We start from the raw sequence: 17,609 nt of genomic DNA on the forward strand, positions 1-17,609 counted from the left end.
CATGGCGATCCCGGGTTCAGCGGAGAAAGCCGGCCTCGAGCCGGCGCCACCATCACGGCGCCGCTGGCCGCTCGGCCTCGTCCTCGCCTGCGCCGTCGTGCTGCTGGTCGTTGCAGCCGGTGCGGCGGCGCCCTGGCTGACGGCGAACTCGCCGCTCGACCAGGATCTGCTCGCCATCAACCAGGGGCCGAGCGCGGATTTCCCGCTCGGCACAGACCATCTCGGCCGCGATGTCTTCGCGCGGTTGCTCTATGGCGCGCGCTCGACACTGGAGATTTCCGTCGCCGGCACGGCGATCGCCTTCGCCATCGGCGCCGGGCTCGGCCTCCTCGCCCTGGCTTTCGGGCGCTGGCCGGCGGCTTTTCTCTTCGCGCTCATCGATCTCGTCCGCGCGCTTCCCGGCACGCTGCTCGCGCTCCTGCTGATCGTCGGTCTCGGCAGCGGCCCCGGCCCGCTGATCCTGGCGCTCGGCATCTCCTTCGCGCCGCTCGTCGCCTATGTGACCCGCGCGACCTATCTGCGCGAGGCGGCGCGGGATTATGTCCAGGCAGCCGCGAGTTTTTCCGGGGGCAGGCTCCACATCCTGCGGCGCCACATCCTGCCCAACATTGCCGGCGCGCTGGTGACCCAGGCCGCGATCGTCCTGCCGCGCTGCATCGTCACGGAATCGGTGTTGAGCTTCCTCGGCGTCGGCTCCTCGCCGGACGAGCCGACCTGGGGCCGGATGATCGCGGATTCCAGCCGCTTCGTCGAACGTGCCCCGCACGCCATCCTGGTGCCGCTCGTGGCGCTGGTGCTGCTGACGCTCAGCCTGTCCGTGATCGGCAACCATTTGCGCCGTCACCTCGATCCAGTCCGTGGCGAAACCCGCGCTCCTGCCGGGGATGACGAGGCGGAAGCCGCAACCCAGCCGCCGCTCGCGACCGCCATGAGGGTATCGGCATGACCCGCATCCTCGCCATTCTCGCCAGCCTGCTGCGTGGCCTGCTGCAAGCCGCCTTCATCGTCATGCTGACCTTCTTCCTCTGCCGGGTGATGCCGGGCGACGTCGTCGACGTGCTCGGTCTCGAAGGTGGGCTGAGCGCCGAGCAGCAGGCCGAGATGCGCCATAGTCTCGGGCTCGACCAGCCCTTGCCGCTCCAGCTCGTGAACTGGGTCGGCCATGCGCTCGCCGGCGATTTCGGCCGCTCGATCCGTTTCGACCGCCCGGTCGGCGAGATGCTCGGGACGGCTCTTCCCGTCACCGCCAAGCTCGCCGCGCTGAGCTTCTGCTTCGGCGTCGCGCTCGCCCTCCTGCTCGCTGTCGCCGCCACGGCGCGGCCCTCGCGCTGGCTCGATGCGGCGATCGATGTCGTCAACACCTGGTCGATCGCGGTTCCGACCTTCTGCGCCGGCGTCGCGGCGATCCTCGTCTTCTCGATCTGGCTGGGCTGGCTCCCGGTCATCGGCGGGCTGCTCGTCCCGGTGCTGGTGATCGGGCTCGACAATGCCGGCCAGATCGTCAAGTCGCTGCGTGAGGAACTGCGCGAGGCGGTGATGCTGCCGCATGTGCGCACCGCGCGCGCCAAGGGGCTCTCGCCCTGGCGCATCGCCTTCGCCCATGTCCTGCCGGCCGCGATGCCGGTCGTGCTCGCTCTGTCGGGCCTCGTGCTCGGCGGACTCGTAGCCGGCTCGCTGACGATGGAGGTCCTGTTCGGGCTGCCCGGGCTCGGCAGCCTGACGCTCAACGCCATCCATGGCCGCGACTATCCGATCATCCTCGCCGCCGTGACGCTGATCGCGCTCGCGCTCGTCGCGATCAACACGGTCGTCGACATGCTTCACCGCCTGATCGATCCGAGGCTCTCCTGATGCGGCCGATCCTCGACATTGCCGATCTCGGTATCGCGATTGCCGGTCGGCGAGTCGTGCGTGATCTCTCCTTCTCGATCGCGCCTGGGGAGACCATGGCGCTGATCGGCGAATCCGGCTCGGGCAAGTCGATGACGGCGGCGGCGATCATGGGGCTGCTGCCGCCGGGCGCCCGCATCGCCGAGCGCTCGCGCCTGCGCTTCGACGGCCTGCCGCTCCGGCCCGAGGACGACGCCGCGATGCGCCCGCTGCGCGGCCGCGCCATGAGCATGGTCTTCCAGGACCCGATGAGCTGCCTCAACCCGTTCATGACGGTGGCCGGGCAGATCGACGAGGCCCTCCAAAGACTCGGGACCGGCAATAGAGCATTTTCGAGCGAAGTGGATACCGGTTCGCGTGAAGAAAATCCGTCAAAACAGAGAGATGGAGAATTTTCGCGATTCGGAGAAACGCGGAAATACTCGAGCGGTCAGCGGCGCGCGCGCATCCTGGAGCTGCTCGCACTGGTCGAGCTGCCGGATCCCGCTGCCATCGCCCGCCGCTACCCGCATGAGCTCTCCGGCGGCCAGCAGCAGCGCGTCATGCTCGCGATGGCACTGGCCGCCGAGCCGCGCCTGCTCATCGCCGACGAGCCGACGAGCGCGCTCGATGCCACCGTCCAGGCCGAAATCCTCCGGCTCCTGAAGAACCTCCAGCGCAGGCTCGGCAATGCGCTGCTGTTCATCACTCATGATCTGGCGGCGGCAGCCGAGCTCGCGCACCGCATCGTCGTCATGCAGGCCGGCCGGGCGGTCGAATACGGACCCGCCGCCATCGTTCTCGCCGATCCGCGCGAGGACTATACCCGCAAACTCGTCTCGACGCGCCGGATGCTTGCCGCCCCGCCGCAGACCCCGCCCGTGGCGCGCGCGTCCGAGCCGGTGCTGCGCATCGAGGAGCTCGTCCACGATTATCCCGCCAGGCGCATCCTCGGCCGGCCGTTCCGGTCGCTCCACGGCGTCTCGCTTGCGATCGCACCGGGCGAGACATTGGGCATTGTCGGCGAATCCGGCTCGGGCAAGTCGACGCTTGCCCGCCTCGCCATCGGCCTGGCCCGTCCCGGCGGGGGCGAGATCACGCTGTTCGGCACGTCGATTGCGCGGATGGCGCGGCTCGACCGCGCCCTGCGCCGGCGCTGCCAGATCATCTTCCAGAACCCCTATGGCGCCCTCAATCCCAGGCTCAGCGTTGAGGCCGCCATGCGCGAGCCGCTCGAACTGCTCGGCCTCTCCAATCGCGATGACCGGAGACGGATCGAGGCGGCGCTGGTCGATGTCGGGCTCGGCGGCGATCATCTCGCGCGCTATCCCCACCAGCTCTCCGGCGGCCAGCGCCAGCGCGTCTGTATCGCCCGGGCGCTCCTCTCCGAGCCTGAGCTGCTGATCTGTGACGAGATCGTCTCGGCCCTCGACGCGACCGTGCAGATGCAGGTGATCGCCATGCTCAAGGCACTCCAGGCGAAGCGCGGCTTCGCGATGATGTTCGTCGGCCACGACATCGAGATCGTGCGCTGGGTCTCGGACCGCATCGCCGTGATGCATCGCGGCCGCATCGTCGAGCAGGGTCCGGCCACGGCGATCGTCACGGCGCCGCAGGATCCCTATACGCAGACGCTGATGGCGGCGATGCCCGGCTCGATCGGCAGCGCGACCGCTGCAGGCCGTGGCGAATGGCGCACGCCCTTTAAGGAACACGTCGGGTAACCGCCCCCGTCAGCCTGAATCAGGGCTGCCGTAGGAAACGCGCGGTGGCCATGCCGCCTCGTCATGCCGCGCGCCTTGATCGCGGGCGGCCAAACCACGAAGTCACGCCGCGACACTCAATGGCGCTCGAGCCGGATCCGGTCAGGTTGCATCAACCTGATCGGTGCATCCGTCTCTCAACGATTGATAGAAAACGCGTGATCCGATCCGATCGCCTCGCGATCATATCGGCGCGTGCTCCAAGGGGCATGACATGGCTGATCTTGAACTCGGGCTGGATACGTTCGGCGACGTCACACGCGGGCCGGACGGAGCGCTCAAGCCGCATGCGCAGGTCATCCGCGACGTCATCGAGCAGGCGGTGCTGGCGGACGAACTCGGCATCGATTTCATCGGGCTCGGCGAGCATCACCGCGCCGATTTCGCCATCTCGACGCCGGAGACCGTGCTCGCCGCCATCGCCGGCCGCACCAGCCGCATCCGGCTCGGCTCGGCCGTGACCGTGCTGAGCTCGGATGATCCGATCCGCGTCTTTCAGCGCTTCTCGACCTTGGATGCCGCCTCTAACGGGCGCGCCGAGGTCATTCTCGGCCGCGGCTCCTTTACCGAGTCCTTCCCGCTCTTCGGCTATGAGCTCTCGCAATACGAGACCCTGTTCGAGGAGAAGCTCGATCTCTTCGCTGCGCTGCTCAACGACGAGGCCGTGACCTGGCGCGGCACGATCCGGCCGCCCTTGACCAACCAGCGCGTCTTCCCACCGGTCGAGAACGGGCCGCTGAAGACCTGGATCGGCGTCGGCGGCAGCCCGGAATCGGTCATTCGCGCAGTCCGCTATGACCTGCCGCTGATGCTTGCGATCATCGGCGGCGACCCGGCGCGCTTCAAACCCTATGTCGATCTCTACCACCGCGCCTATGCACAGCTCGGCAAGCAGGCGAAGCCGATCGGCGTGCATTCGCCCGGCTATGTCGCCGAGACGGACGAGCAGGCCCGCGAGGAATTCTGGCCTGACTACAAGCAGATGCGCGACCGCATCGGCGGCGAGCGCGGCTGGCCGCCGATGGCACGGGCTGAATTCGAGCAGGAGATCGAGCGCGGCTCGCTCTATCTCGGCTCGCCCGAGACCGTCGCCCGCAAGATCGCCACGACCGCGAAGACGCTGGGCATCGCCCGCTTCCAGCTCAAATACAGCGCCGGCCCCTTGCCGCATGACCGGCTGATGCGCTGCATCGAGCTTTATGGGACAAAGGTGATGCCGCTCGTGCGCGAGATGCTCAGGTAAAGCGGGCATCCTCCACATCGTCATTGCGAGCGAAGCGAAGCAATCCAGGGGCGGCAGCGCTCCAGGTCCCCCTGGATTTCCTACGGGCTAAACAAAATGGCGCGCCTCGCGGCGCGCCATTCCATTTCCAGCGATGGAAAACCGATCACTTCGTGCGCTTGGCGCCGATTTCCTCGTCCCAGCGACGGAAGGCCAGCACCATCTTGTCCGGCGTCAGCGGCACCTCGATCGGGTTGTTGGCGATCAGGGCCTCGTATTCCGGGCGGCCATATTCGGCGATCGCCTTCTGGCTCTCCGGCGGAGCCATCGAGAGGGGCACGTCCTTCACCGCCGGGCCCGGATAGAAATAGCCCTCGTCATAGGTATAGGCCTGCTGCTGCGGGGTCAGCGCGAAGCTGATCAGATCGAGCAGCACGGCGAGCTTGTCGTCCGGAACGCCCTTGGGGATGTACATGTACTGGGCGTCGGAGACCCAATGGAAACCCTTTAGCGCCTGGATCTTGGCTTCCTTCGGCACGATGCCGAGCACGCGCGGGTTGATGTCCCAGCCGGTGGTCGAGACGATCATGTCGCGCGAGCCGTCGCCGAGCTCCTTCATCGTCGCGGCGGTGCCGGTCGGATAATACTCGATGCCGTTGCCGAGCTCCTTCAGATAGGCCCAGGTCTTCTCCCAGCCATTGGCCGGATCCTTTGGGTCCTTGTCGCCGAGCAGGTAGGGCAGGCCCATGATCCAGGTGCGGCCGGGGCCGGAATTCGCCGGGCGGGCATAGAAGAAGCGGTTCGGGTTCTGCTTGGTATAGGCGAGCAGTTCCTCGGCCGTGGTCGGAACCGTCTTGACCCGGTCCGGCATGTACTCAAGCAGCGGCCCGGACGGATAATAGACCACGCACATGCCCTGGCCGGAGCCGAGATTGTGCATATCGAGCGCCGGCTTCATCAGCACCTTGGCCGGGTCCGGCAGAGACGCTGCATGCTCCGGCAGCAGCGTGACCCAGAGCTTCTGCTCGATGCCCGCCGCCAGCGCGTCGAGGCCGCCGATGACGAGGTCGATATCGTTGCGGTTGGCCGATTGCATCGCCTTGATCTTGCCGGGCAGTTCCGGCGCCGGCGCCTTGGTGAAGGTCATGCGCGAGACCAGGTTCTTCTTGGAGTCGCGATAGTTCTCCAGCGGCTTCTGCAGCAGGGCGAGCGCGCCGCCGACGTCGATGATGTTCAGCGCTACCGGCGCTTTCGGCAGCGGCAAGCCCTGCGCGAGGGCACTGGTGGCGCCGGTCGCGCCGAGCGTCAGGACGGCGGCGCCGCCCTCGACGAACTGACGGCGCGACGGGCCGGTCTTCCTGGTCTGGTCTGTCATGGTTCCTCTCCCTGGGATTGCCATTGCTTCTCGCGGTCAGGCTGGACCTGCCGCCGACTCCCGCATCACCGGGCCGGTGATGTCGGATCGTCCCGCCTCGAATTGGGGCGCCATACGGCTTCGGCCAAAGGCAAGCGCGCTGATCGCCCGTCGTCTTGTTCCCTGCATCGCCGGAGCCACGCGGTCGAGCCGCCGGTTCGCATAATTCGAAACCGTCGGGGCCGAAATATGGGCGCAGTGCGCGACGTCGATGATACTGGCCGCCATGGCGCTCTACTCAAACCGCATGGCGAGCGTTACACCATACCGGTAGACAGGCAACAAGAATTGAGTGGCGAAAGGGTGAACTATGGTCGGAGTTTCAGCGCAGGACCTCTCCGCCTGGATGACGGGAACCCTGCTGCCGCGCTGGCTTGAACGCGCCTATGACCCCGGCCGCCCCGGCTATGCCGAATGGGTCCGGCCCGATGGTGGCATCATGACGGCCGAACGACGCACGACGCTGGTCACTGCGCGGACGCTCTATGTCTTCAGCCACGCCCACCTGCTCGGCGTGCCCGGCGCGCTCGCGGCGGCGCGGCACGGCCTCTCCTTCCTGCTGAAGCAATGCCGGCGCAGCGATGGGCGCTTCAGCCATGCCTGCACCGCGACAGGTGAAGTCATCGACGGCAAATCCGATTTCTACGACCTCGCCTTCGTCATCTTCGCCCTGGCCTGGTACGCGCGGGCCACCGGTGAGGCCGAGCCGCTCGAACAGGCGGAAGCGGTGATGCGCTTCATCGAGACGGAACTCGCCTCGCCCTCGGGCGGCTTCCTCGAGGACACGCTCAATACGGTGCCGCACCGCCAGAACCCGCATATGCACCTGCTCGAAGCCTGCCATGCCATGGCCGAGTCCTCCGGCGACAAGCGCTGGCTGGAGCGCGCCGACGCGATCGTGCGGCTGATGCAGCAGCGCTTTGCCGCCGACGGGACGCTGGGCGAGTTCTTCGACAATGACTGGGCGCCATTTGCCGGCGAAAAGGGGCTCGTCCGCGAACCCGGCCATCACTATGAATGGACCTGGCTGCTCTATCATCACGAGCGGCTGACTGGCTCGAAGAGTGCCCGCGAGAGCGCCCGCCAGCTCTTCGCCTTCGGCGAGAAATTCGGCGGGGGTGCGCAGGGCAAGCCTGTCATCAACGAGGTCGACCCGCAAGGTCGGGTCCTGAACGGCGCGGCTCTGCTCTGGCCGCAGACGGAATATCTCAAGGCTCTGGCGGCGCGCGTCGAGTTCGAGGATGACCACGAGGCCGCCGCCCGGCTCGACCAGCATCTGCGCCTTGTCTTCGCGCATTTCGTCGACCCGGCAACCGGACTTTGGGCGAACCAGCTCGACGCGTCCGGCAACAAGGTTATCGAGCCGGTCCCCGTGCGCGTGCTTTATCACTTGCTGCTGGCGCTGGCGGATGTCTGTCGGGTGAAGACCGCTGCAAAAGCCTAGGGCATCATCCTCAAGAGCTCCGTCTGCCGGCCGAAGCGTAGCGGCGCAAAGGAATCCGTCGTAGGGCTGCGCTGCTTCCGTCATGGTCGGGCTTATCCCGGCCATCCACGTCTTCCTGCCGAAGCGCCGTGTTCAAGACACGGATGCTCGGCACAGGCCGGGCATGACGACAAGGATTGGGCGACGCGAAGAGGACCCGAATGCGCAGGATACTCGTCATCGGCATCGGCGCCGGCAACCCGGATTACCTGACCATCCAGGCCATTGCCGCGCTGAATAAGGCCGATGTCTTCTTCATTCCCGACAAGGGCGAGGAGAAGGCGGCCCTGCGCCAGCTGCGCACCGACATCCTCGACCGCTTCGTCGAGAACAAGGCCTATCGCAGCGTCGTCCTCAAGACGCCGAAGCGGGCCGAGGCCGGCTCAGACTATCGCGGCGCCGTCGATGACTGGCACGCGAAGCTAGCCGAGGCCTATGGCGAGCTCTTCACGGCCGAACTTGGCGAGGATCAATGCGGCGCCCTGCTCGTCTGGGGCGACCCCAGCCTCTATGACAGCACCTTGCGCATCATCGAGCGCATCCGGGCGACGGGCATCGCGCTCGACTACGAGGTCATCCCCGGCATCACCAGCATCCAGGCGCTCGCCGCCCGGCACCGTATCCCGCTGAACCGCATCGGCGAGCCGGTGCTGATCACCACCGGGCGAAAGCTCCCGTCGAACCCCGCAGAGGACACGGTGGTGATGCTCGATGGCGAGCAGGCATTTACGCGCGTCACAGGTAACTACGAGATTTTCTGGGGCGCCTATCTCGGGGCGCCGGAAGAGATCCTGGTGTCCGGCAAGCTCGGCGAGGTCAGCGAGGAGATCGAGCGGGTCAGGCGCGAGGCGCGCGAGGCCAAGGGCTGGATCATGGATACCTATCTGCTGCGCAAAGCGACGCCAGATAACGACTAGGACGCGGGAAACCCCTCTCCGGACGGGAGAGGGGCAGGGTTGAGGAGGTCTTCGCTCGCCAAGCTGTAACGTTCGCGCCGCGACAGAAGCTCACGCCTCCAGCAGGGTCCCCACACCCAGCAGCGCCTCGTCCTGGTTCACCGCGAGGCTCGTCAACCGATAGAGAATGAACCCGGCCTTCTCCGAGCGGATGCTGGCGAGCACCTTGCCAAAGGCATCCCTGATCCCACCGATCACTTCGCCTTCCGCCACCGTCTCAGAGAGCGTCTTGGCCGGATACCAGAGCCCGCTGACCGGCGCCTTGGGCACCCACATCGTCACGACCTTCTGCTCGCCTTCAGGAGCCGGCTCGGCCGCCTCGATCAGCCCGAGCTTGTGCATGACACGGTGCACGCCGGCGCTCATCATGCCGACCGTATCCTCGTCCCAGAGGCCATTGCCGCTCACCTCCGACAGGATGCCGGGGATGCCGAGCTGATGGGCCGCGTCGAGCGTATAGCCGGCGCCGCCGGACGCCACGATCACCGGCAGGCCGAAGGCCTCGGCCAGAGCCCGCGACTTCGCACAGGCGCGCGGATAGATCGTGAAGGGCGCCAGCCCTTCGTCGAGATCGCCGCCATGCAGATCGATATAGGCATCGGCGAGCGGATAGACGCTCGTCGTCAGCCAATGCGCCAGGCGCTGGCTGGTCGTGCCGGCGGCATCGCCGGGGAACATCCGGTTCAGGTTCTTCCCGTCCTGCGGCATCACGTAGATGCTGCGCTTGTGGAAGCCCTGCAGGTTGAGGATGGGCAGCACGATCAGCGTGCCCTTGATCCGCTCGGGCGAAAGCTTCAGCAGCCGCAGCGCGGTCTCGATCGAGCAATATTCCGAGCCATGGACTCCGGCCGTGACCAGCAGGCAAGGCCCGGGTTGCGCCCCCTCGATGATGCCGAAGGGAATCTCGATATCCTCTGCGAGCGGCCGGACATGGCCGAATTCGCTGCGGGCCTTGCCGGTGCGGATGGGCGGTAGGGTCGTCATCGTCGAATCCGTGTGAGAGCGCCTCGGCCGCCCTGAACCGGCTGCCGCGACGGAGCTTAGAGCGATCGGGCGCGATGAACAGCCGCCGGCGAAAAATCTCTCGTCGATGGCAGCGGCCTTGAGGTTAAATGGCACCGTCTACGGAAACCCGAGCTTCGCCCGCGATGACGATCGACAGCAGCACCGAACGCAAGGACCGGGCACTCTCGCACCACATCCTGCCGACCTCGGGCACGATGATCGGCATCTGCACCACCTTGATCGGGCTGACCAAGATCGTCGAGGCACATATCGGCCCGAGCCATGTCGATGAATACGCGGCGTTGACCGCGCTGCTCTTCCTGACCAGCGCGCTCGCCTCCTATATTTCGATGCGTCATGCCGACAGGAAGGAGTTGAGCCGGCGCTGTGAGCTGCTCGCCGACCAATGCTTCATCATCGGGCTGATCGGCATCACGATGATCTCGCTCTTTTTTGCCTATGAGATCATCTAGAGCATTTTCTGGGCGAAGTGGACACCGGTTCGCGCGAAGAAAATGCGTAAAAACAAAGGGATAGAGAATTTTCGCGCTTCGGAGAAGCGCGGACATGCCCTAGCACCGGAGCCCCAGCGAAAACGAGCGCCGGATGTCTCCGGCGCCCGCTCTCGTCACGATATCGCTGGCATCAGCGCGCCTTGCTGACATTCCAATAGACCGGCACACCGGTGGTCAGCAGCCCGTTGAGATTGGCCTGCTGGCCGCGCACCAGCCAGAGCTGGCCGACCGAGACATAGGGCACGGTCTCGACCGCGCGCTCCTGGATCTGCTTGGCGATCGCTTTGCGGGCGTCAAGATCGGGCGCGGTCGTGAAGGCCTCGCGCAGCTTCTCGATCGTCTCGTCGCAGGGCCAGCCGAACCAGGCCTTGTCGCAATTCGAGCGCAGGCCGAGATGGCCGACCGGCTCGGTCATATCAGGCGAGGCGGGCCCCGACTGGAACACCGACCAGCCGCCTTGCTCGACCGGGTTCTTGCTGGTGCGGCGGCTCGACAGCGTGCCCCAGTCCATCGCCTGGTAATCGACGTTGAGGCCGATATCGCGCATCATCTGGGCGACGACCAGCGTGTGCGGCGACAGCGCCGTCTCGGTCGCGTCGAGCAGCACGATCTTCTCGCCCTTGTAGCCGCTCTCGGCCACGAGCTTCTTGGCCGCCGCCGCGTCCGGCTTCGGATAGGCTGCGTCGGTGTAATAGGGCGAGTCGCACATGTAGAAGGACAGGCAGACGGTATAGAGCGCCTTGTCGTCGACATAGGCGCGCAAGGTCTGCTCCTGGTCGATCAGGCGCAGCATCGCCTGGCGCAGCTTCTGATTGTTGAAGGGCGGCTGCGACTGGTTCATCCGGAACACGCCCTGCAGCGCCGCGAGCTTGCCGATCTTGATCTTCGGGTTGCCCTTGACCAGCGGGATCATGTCCGGCGGCACTTCCTCGAAAATGTCGATCTCGCCGGCCTGGAGCGCGTTCAGCGCCGTCTGCGCATCCGGCATAATCACCCATTCGACGCGGTCGACATTGGCGATCTTTCCGCCGGCGAGCCCGTCCGGCGCTTCCTTGCGCGGCACATAGGTCGGCGCCTTCGCGTAGACGATCTTGGCGCCGGGCGACCATTCGTCCCTGACCAGCATGAACGGGCCGGAGCCGGTGGCATCGGTGATGTTCTGGCTCGACGGCGTCGCGGCGATGCGAGCCGGCATGATCACCGGCAGCATCGAGCTCGGCTTGCCCAGCGCGTCGAGCACGAGGCCCCATTTGGCCTTGAGCACGAGCGTGACCGTCTTCGGGTCGGTCGCGGTCAGCGAGGCCGTTTGCGCCATCAACTGCTGGCCGAGCCCGTCACGCTCGCCCCAGCGCTTCAGCGAAGCGACCACATCGGCCGAGGTCACGTCGGTCTTGTCGTGGAACTTCAGCCCGTCGCGCAGCACGAAGGTCCAGGTCAGCCCGTCCGGCGAGGTCGTATAGCTCTCGACCATTTGCGGCTTGATCAGCCCGGCCGAATTCTGCGCGAACAGCGTGTCGTAGACCATGTAGGCGTGGTTGCGGACCATGTAGTCCGAGGTCGTCATCGGATCGAGCGTGCGCAGGTCACCGAAGGGCCGCACCTTCAGCGTGGTCTGCGCCAGCGCCGGCAGCGCCGCCAAGATTAGCGCGATAGCCGCGGAGGCCATCGCCAATCGTCTCGTGAATGATCTCATCTTTCCCTCCCAGGTCTCGATCGTCGGCATCCCGCCTTGAGCCGGCGGCGTGGTCTTCGGTTCAGAGTCGGACCGTCATGGTGTCCGAAAGCCGCTGCGCCGTTTTCGGCATCATGTTCTAAGCTTGCGTGCGAGGCGCGGATCGATGGCATCGCGCAGGGCATCGCCGAGCACGTTGACGGTGAGCACCAGCAGCGCCAGCGCGATGCCGGGGAATGCGACCAGCCAGGGCGCGCGCTGCAGGAAGGGCCTGGCCTCGGCCAGCATATTGCCCCAGCTCGGGATCGTCGGCGGCGTGCCGGCGCCGAGGAAGGACAGGATCGATTCGACGATCATCGCGGAGGCGAAGACATAGGTCGCCTGCACGATCACCGGTGCCGCCGCATTCGGCAGGACATGGAGCATCAGCATGCGCGACAGCCGTGTGCCGTTGGTCACGGCGGCCTCGACATAGGTCTGCTCGCGGATCACCAGCACCGACGAGCGCACGATCCGCGCCATGCGCGGGATCTCGGCGATGCTGATCGCGATCACCACATTCTTCACGCTCGAGCCGAAGAGCGACATCAGCGCGATGGCGAGCAGGATGCCGGGGATCGCCATGATCCCGTCCATGATCCGCATGACCACGCCGTCGAGCTTGCGCACGAAGCCGGCGCTGAGCCCGATCAGCAGGCCGAACACGACGGTGACCAGCGTCACCAGCGCCCCGACCGTCAGCGAGATCGCCGTGCCGTTGAGCGTGCGCGAGAAGGTCGAGCGACCGACCTGGTCGGTGCCGAACAGGTTGTCGAGGCTGGGCGGCCTGAGCCGCTGCAGCGGGTTCAGCCGGACGGGATCGACCAGCACATGCGGCGCGATCAGAGCGACCGCCGTGAAGAACAGGATGACGATCAGCCCGCCGAGAATGACGGGATTGGTGCGCAGGAAGCGTCGCGCCGCCGCTGCCCTGCCCATCCCGCGCCCAGCGCTTGCCGATCCTGTCTCGGTCATCGCCATGGGGCCTCAGTAGCGGATGCGCGGGTCGAACAGCGCGTAGCTGAGATCGACCAGAAGGTTGACGACGACATAGACGACCGAAAAAACCAGGATCAGCCCCTGCACCACCGGATAGTCGCGCCGCAGGATCGCATCGGTGGTGAGCCGGCCGAGGCCGGGAATGTTGAACACCGTCTCGGTGACGACGACGCCGCCGAGCAGCGCAGCGATGCCGACCCCCACGACGGTGACGATCGGGATCGCGGCATTCTTCAGCGCATGGCCAATCACGACCTTGCGCGGCGCTACGCCCTTGGCATGGGCGGTGCGGACATAATCCTCCGCCAGCACCTCGAGCAGCGCCGTACGCGTGATCCGCGCCAGAAGCGCCGCATAGAGCATTGCGAGCGCAGCGCCGGGCAGGATCAGGCTGTTGAGGCAGGGCCAAAGCCCCTGCGCCAGTGGCACATAGCCCTGTGTCGGAAACCAGCCGAGCCCGAGCGCGAAGACATAGACCAGAAAGAACGCGACGATGAAGACCGGCGAGGAGAAGCCGAGCATGGCGAAGGCCATTACCGCCCGGTCAACCACGCTGCCGGCCTTGATCGCGGCGAGTGTGCCCAGCGGCAGGGCGATCGCCAACGCCATCACGATCGCGACCAAGGCCAGCATCGCGGTCGGCTCGATCCGTAGTCCAATCAGCCTGGTGACTTCCATGTCCGAGAAGACGGAACGGCCGAGATCGCCGCGGGCAATCTGCCCCGCCCAGGCGACGAGTTGCTCGACCAGCGGCCTGTTGAGGCCGAGCGTCTCGCGGATCGTCTCGATCTGCGCTGTCGTCGCCTGGTCGCCGGCAATCAGGATCGCCGGATCGCCCGGCGTCAGCCTGAGCAGGAAGAATACGAACAGCGCGACGACGGCGAGGACGGGAATGGTCGATGCCAGCCGGCGCAAGATGTAGGGGATCATGGACGGACGACCGGGCGCAGGAGCGCGTCAAGGCACGAGATCGTCATCACCAGCAGCCCCTCCCAGCGCCATTGTTGTAAAACGTTTCAAAGAAAGCTCTCACAGAAGCCAAAATCCAGCAAGCCCCATTTTTTTGTCGGTCTCTCTTGCCATTGCGGCACTTCTCCCGGAAGCTGAAGAAAATTTTGAACCGTTTTATAGGGAGGTTGGATGGCGACGATTCGAGACGTGGCGCGCCTGGCGAACGTGTCTGTGGCGACCGTGTCGAACGCGCTGAACAGCTCGGATCGCGTCAGTCCCGAATTGCTGGCGCGGGTGCGCGCGGCCGTGGAGAAGCTGAGCTACACGCCCCATGCCGGCGCGCGCTCGCTGCGCAAGCGTTCGAGCGGGCTGCTCGGCCTCGTCGTCGGCGACATCACCAACCCCTTCTTCTCCGACCTGTTCGAGGCGGTCGAGGATGCGGCGGCGGCAAACGGCTATCTCGTGCTGCTGTGCAATTCGAGCGAGCGCACTGAGCGCGAGGAAGCGCATCTGAAGATGCTGCGCACGCAGCGCATCGACGGGCTGATCCTCGCCCCGACCGGCGCCGCCTCGATGAACCGCGCCGCCCTGCTCGCCCAGCTCGAGGTGCCGGTCGTGCTGGTCGACCGCGCCATGGACGGGCTCGGCTACGACGCCGTGGTGCTGGACAACCGCAAGGCCGGATTCGAGGCGACGAGCCACCTGATCGGTTGCGGCCATAGGCGCATCGGCCTGATCAACGGTCCCGAGATCGTGCGCACCGCCGCCGACCGCATGCAGGGCTATCGCGAGGCACTGCTCTCGTCCGGACTGCCCTTCGACCCTGCCCTGGTCCGCGATGCCCTCTTCCAGGAGCGCCCTGCCTACGACTCCCTCGCCGAGCTGATGGCCCTGCCGCAGCCGCCGACCGCGATCTTCGCCACCAACAACCTGATGACCATCGGCGTGGTCACGGCCCTGGCCGATCGCGGCCTCTCCTGCCCCGAGGATATCTCGCTCGTCGGCATCGACGACCAGCCCTGGGCCGATGCCGTTCTGCCGCGCCTCACCGTTATCGCCCAGCCCGTGCGGGCGATGGGCGAGACCGCCTTCACTTTGCTCGCCGAACGCATTGGCGGGACGCGCCTCGGCCCCGGCACGACCACGGTGCTGGCGCCGCGCCTCGTCATGCGCCGCTCCTGCGGCTCACCTGCCTCCCTGAAAGCTGCCCATGTCTGACCTGACCAAGCTCAGCGCGCTCGCCGCGCGCGATCTGCTGCTCGCCGGAAAGACCTCCTCCGTCGAGCTCGTCCAGGCGGCCGAAAAGCGTCTCGCCGAGGTCGAGCCGAAGCTCAACGCCGTGCCGACGCTGTGCATCGAGCGAGCACTCGAACAGGCCGAGGCCGCTGACAGGGCTCGCCAGACCGGCAACGCGCCGCTGCTCGCCGGCCTGCCGATCGTGGTCAAGGACAACAATGATGTCGGTGGCGTCAGGAATACCGGCGGCACCTCGATCTTCAAGGACCGCATCTCCGAGACTTCGGACCGTACGGTCGCGGTGATGGAGCGGAACGGCGCGGTCGTGCTCGGCAAGTCGAACCTGTCGGAGCTCGGCGGCGCCCAGACCACCAACAGCGTCTTCGGCGCGACCCGCAATCCCTACGACACGCGCCTGACCTGCGGCGGCTCCTCCGGCGGAGCAGCAGTCGCGCTCGCCACCGGCGAGGCCTGGCTCGCCCATGGCAATGACTATGGCGGCAGCCTGCGCATCCCCGCCGCCTTCTGCAACGTCACCGGCCTGCGTCCCACGCCGGGGCGCGTGCCACGCAAGCGCCTCTCCGACCCGTTCGACACGATCGCGGTCGAGGGGCCGATGGCGCGCGACGTCGCCGATCTCGCGCTCTTCTTCGATGCCATGGTCGGTTACGAGCCCGGCGACCTGTTGACCTCGCCGTTAGGGGAGCCGCCCTTCCTCGATGCGGCCCTTCGACCGACGAAGCCAGCCCGCGTCGCGATCTCGGCTGATCTCGGCCTGCTGCCGGTGGCCGAGCCGATCCGCGCCGCGCTCGACAGCTTCGCGAACACGCTGACCACGGCCGGAATCTCCGTGCATCGCGGCTCGCCCGCAGTCGACGGCGCGATGGAGGCTTTTCGGGCACTGCGCGGCGAAGGCTTTTTCGCAGCCTGGGAGCCGATCTTCGCGGAGAATTACGAGAAATTCCCCAAGCCCGTCCTCGCCGATCTGCTGCGCGGCCGCGACCAGCCCGGCCGGGCCATCGTCGCCGCCAATCGCTATCGCAGCGAGCTCTACCGCCGCGCCGTCGATTTCCTCGACGAGCATGATTTTCTGATCTGCCCGGCGACGCAGGCCCTGCCCTTCCCGGTCGAGACGCTCTATCTCACCGAGATCGAGGGTCAGCCGATGCAGGATTATCTCGACTGGATCGCCATCACCGCGATCTGGTCGATCACCAGCCTGCCCGCGATCGCGATACCGATCGGCTTTTCGCGGGAGGGCCTGCCGATCGGCATCCAGATCCTCTCCCATGCCAGGCGCGAGGCCGATCTCTTCCGCCTCGCCGCCTGGATCGAGCGCGAGCTCGCCCTGCCCAAGACCCCGATCGACCCGCGTTGAGGCCTGTCATGCCATTACCTCGCCGCAGCATCGCCGGCCTGCAGGCCACAGCTCTCGGCTTCGGCGGCGCGCCGCTCGGCGACCTCTTCGACCATCTCGACGAGGGCACCGCGCAGGCGACGGTCGTTGCCGCGCTCGCCGCCGGCATCAGCCTGATCGACACCTCGCCACTCTATGGCCACGGCCTCTCCGAGCACCGGATCGGCGCCGCCCTGCGCAATGTCCCGCGCGACAGCGTCATCCTCTCCACCAAGGTCGGGCGCTGGATGGACCCGACCAAGCCCAAGACCGACGGCTCCGGCTATCGTGGCGGCCTGCCGCATCCGGCCGTGATCGACTATTCCTACGATGGCGCGATGCGTTCCTTCGAGCAGTCGCTCCTGCGGCTCGGCACCGACCGCATCGACATCCTGCTGATCCACGATGTCGACGTCTGGACCCATGGCGAGCTGATCGAGCAGCGCTTCGGCGAGGCGATGGCGGGCGCCTATCGCGCGCTCGATAGCCTACGCGCCTCCGGCACGGTCAAGGCGATCGGCATCGGCGTCAATGAATCCGAGATGTGCGAACGCTTTGCACGGGCCGGCGATTTCGACGTGATGATGCTCGCCGGCCGCTACACGCTGCTGGAGCAGGGCGCGCTCGACAGCTTCCTCCCGCTGGCGCTGGAGAAGAAGATCGCGATCATGCTCGCCGGGGTCTTCAATTCCGGCATCCTCGCCACCGGCGCCAAGGCCGGCGGCAACTACAACTATCGTGCCGCCTCGCCCGAGATCCTCGCCCGCGTCGCTCGCATTGAGGCGGTCTGCGAAGCGCATGGCGTGAAGCTGCCGCAAGTGGCGCTCGCCTTCGCCGGCGCGCATCCCGCCGTCGCCAGCGTCGTGCTCGGCGCCGTCACGCCCGAGCAGGTGCGCGAGAATCTCGACCTCTTCGCGCAGCCTGTGCCGCAACTGCTCTGGAGCGACCTCAAATCCGAGGGTCTGCTGCCGGCGCATGCGCCGGTGCCTGCCTAGAGCATTTTCGAGCGAAGTGGATACCGGTTCGCGTGAAGAAAATGCGTCAAAACAAGTAGATAGAGAATTTTCGCGATTCGAAGAAACGCGGAAA

Annotated in this window: 15 protein-coding genes; 10 read left to right on the forward strand and 5 right to left on the reverse strand. The window is 66.5% G+C overall.

Annotated elements, in window-relative coordinates:
- Position 1 precedes the first annotated feature (1 nt).
- The 4 genes from EV560_RS09940 (at position 2) to EV560_RS09955 (ending at position 4,875) form a co-directional block, all read left to right on the forward strand.
- A complete protein-coding gene (locus EV560_RS09940; protein WP_131855606.1) occupies positions 2-946 on the forward strand; it encodes an ABC transporter permease in 945 nt (314 codons plus the stop codon).
- A complete protein-coding gene (locus EV560_RS09945) occupies positions 943-1,851 on the forward strand; it encodes an ABC transporter permease (protein ID WP_131855607.1) in 909 nt (302 codons plus the stop codon). The genes EV560_RS09940 and EV560_RS09945 overlap by 4 nt, the downstream gene beginning before the upstream one ends.
- Positions 1,851-3,593 carry a dipeptide ABC transporter ATP-binding protein gene (locus EV560_RS09950; RefSeq protein ID WP_131855608.1) on the forward strand — a complete coding sequence of 581 codons (1,743 nt, stop codon included), beginning with the start codon at positions 1,851-1,853 and terminating at the stop codon, positions 3,591-3,593. Before EV560_RS09945 ends, EV560_RS09950 begins: the two co-directional genes overlap by 1 nt.
- Positions 3,594-3,846: 253 nt before the next feature.
- A complete protein-coding gene (locus EV560_RS09955) occupies positions 3,847-4,875 on the forward strand; it encodes an LLM class flavin-dependent oxidoreductase (RefSeq protein ID WP_131855609.1) in 1,029 nt (342 codons plus the stop codon).
- A gap of 145 nt (positions 4,876-5,020) precedes the next feature.
- Here the strand turns inward: EV560_RS09955 and EV560_RS09960 are convergent, their stop codons facing one another.
- Positions 5,021-6,229 carry an extracellular solute-binding protein gene (locus tag EV560_RS09960; protein ID WP_131855610.1) on the reverse strand — a complete coding sequence of 403 codons (1,209 nt, stop codon included), beginning with the start codon at positions 6,227-6,229 and terminating at the stop codon, positions 5,021-5,023.
- Positions 6,230-6,614: 385 nt separating this feature from the next.
- On the opposite strand from EV560_RS09960, the gene EV560_RS09965 reads away from it, so the two are divergent.
- Entirely contained in the window at positions 6,615-7,712 is a 1,098-nt protein-coding gene (locus EV560_RS09965; protein WP_165923405.1) for an AGE family epimerase/isomerase, read from the forward strand.
- A 200-nt stretch (positions 7,713-7,912) separates the two neighbouring features.
- Positions 7,913-8,668, forward strand: a complete 756-nt coding sequence (gene cobF / locus EV560_RS09975) for a precorrin-6A synthase (deacetylating) (RefSeq protein ID WP_131855613.1) — start codon at positions 7,913-7,915, stop codon at positions 8,666-8,668.
- A gap of 90 nt (positions 8,669-8,758) precedes the next feature.
- Here cobF and EV560_RS09980 read toward each other — a convergent pair whose 3' ends face one another.
- Positions 8,759-9,691 carry a succinylglutamate desuccinylase/aspartoacylase family protein gene (locus EV560_RS09980; RefSeq protein WP_131855614.1) on the reverse strand — a complete coding sequence of 311 codons (933 nt, stop codon included), beginning with the start codon at positions 9,689-9,691 and terminating at the stop codon, positions 8,759-8,761.
- Positions 9,692-9,855: 164 nt separating this feature from the next.
- Between EV560_RS09980 and EV560_RS09985 the strand changes: the two genes are divergently transcribed.
- Positions 9,856-10,185 carry a hypothetical protein gene (locus tag EV560_RS09985; protein WP_131855615.1) on the forward strand — a complete coding sequence of 110 codons (330 nt, stop codon included), beginning with the start codon at positions 9,856-9,858 and terminating at the stop codon, positions 10,183-10,185.
- 172 nt (positions 10,186-10,357) lie between these two features.
- Here the strand turns inward: EV560_RS09985 and EV560_RS09990 are convergent, their stop codons facing one another.
- The 3 genes from EV560_RS09990 to EV560_RS10000 form a co-directional block, all read right to left on the reverse strand.
- Positions 10,358-11,920, reverse strand: coding sequence for an ABC transporter substrate-binding protein (locus EV560_RS09990; protein ID WP_131855616.1), 1,563 nt, complete (start codon positions 11,918-11,920; stop codon positions 10,358-10,360).
- Positions 11,921-12,031: 111 nt separating this feature from the next.
- On the reverse strand, positions 12,032-12,913 hold the full coding sequence (locus EV560_RS09995; protein ID WP_248311978.1) for an ABC transporter permease: 882 nt from the start codon (positions 12,911-12,913) through the stop codon (positions 12,032-12,034).
- 12 nt (positions 12,914-12,925) lie between these two features.
- The gene (locus tag EV560_RS10000) at positions 12,926-13,867 is read right to left on the reverse strand and encodes an ABC transporter permease (RefSeq protein ID WP_131855617.1); all 942 of its coding nucleotides are present in this window, start codon (positions 13,865-13,867) and stop codon (positions 12,926-12,928) included.
- A gap of 210 nt (positions 13,868-14,077) precedes the next feature.
- On the opposite strand from EV560_RS10000, the gene EV560_RS10005 reads away from it, so the two are divergent.
- From EV560_RS10005 to EV560_RS10015, 3 genes are read left to right on the forward strand one after another with little or no spacing between them, the layout of a single operon-like run.
- Positions 14,078-15,106, forward strand: a complete 1,029-nt coding sequence (locus EV560_RS10005; RefSeq protein ID WP_131855618.1) for a LacI family DNA-binding transcriptional regulator — start codon at positions 14,078-14,080, stop codon at positions 15,104-15,106.
- Positions 15,099-16,502 carry an amidase gene (locus EV560_RS10010; RefSeq protein ID WP_131855619.1) on the forward strand — a complete coding sequence of 468 codons (1,404 nt, stop codon included), beginning with the start codon at positions 15,099-15,101 and terminating at the stop codon, positions 16,500-16,502. The genes EV560_RS10005 and EV560_RS10010 overlap by 8 nt, the downstream gene beginning before the upstream one ends.
- An 8-nt stretch (positions 16,503-16,510) precedes the next feature.
- Positions 16,511-17,515 carry an aldo/keto reductase gene (locus EV560_RS10015; protein WP_131855620.1) on the forward strand — a complete coding sequence of 335 codons (1,005 nt, stop codon included), beginning with the start codon at positions 16,511-16,513 and terminating at the stop codon, positions 17,513-17,515.
- Positions 17,516-17,609 lie beyond the last annotated feature (94 nt).

It is taken from the genome of Allobosea sp. BK604, from assembly GCF_004341515.1.
In the GTDB taxonomy this organism is placed as follows: Bacteria; Pseudomonadota; Alphaproteobacteria; order Rhizobiales; family Beijerinckiaceae; genus Allobosea.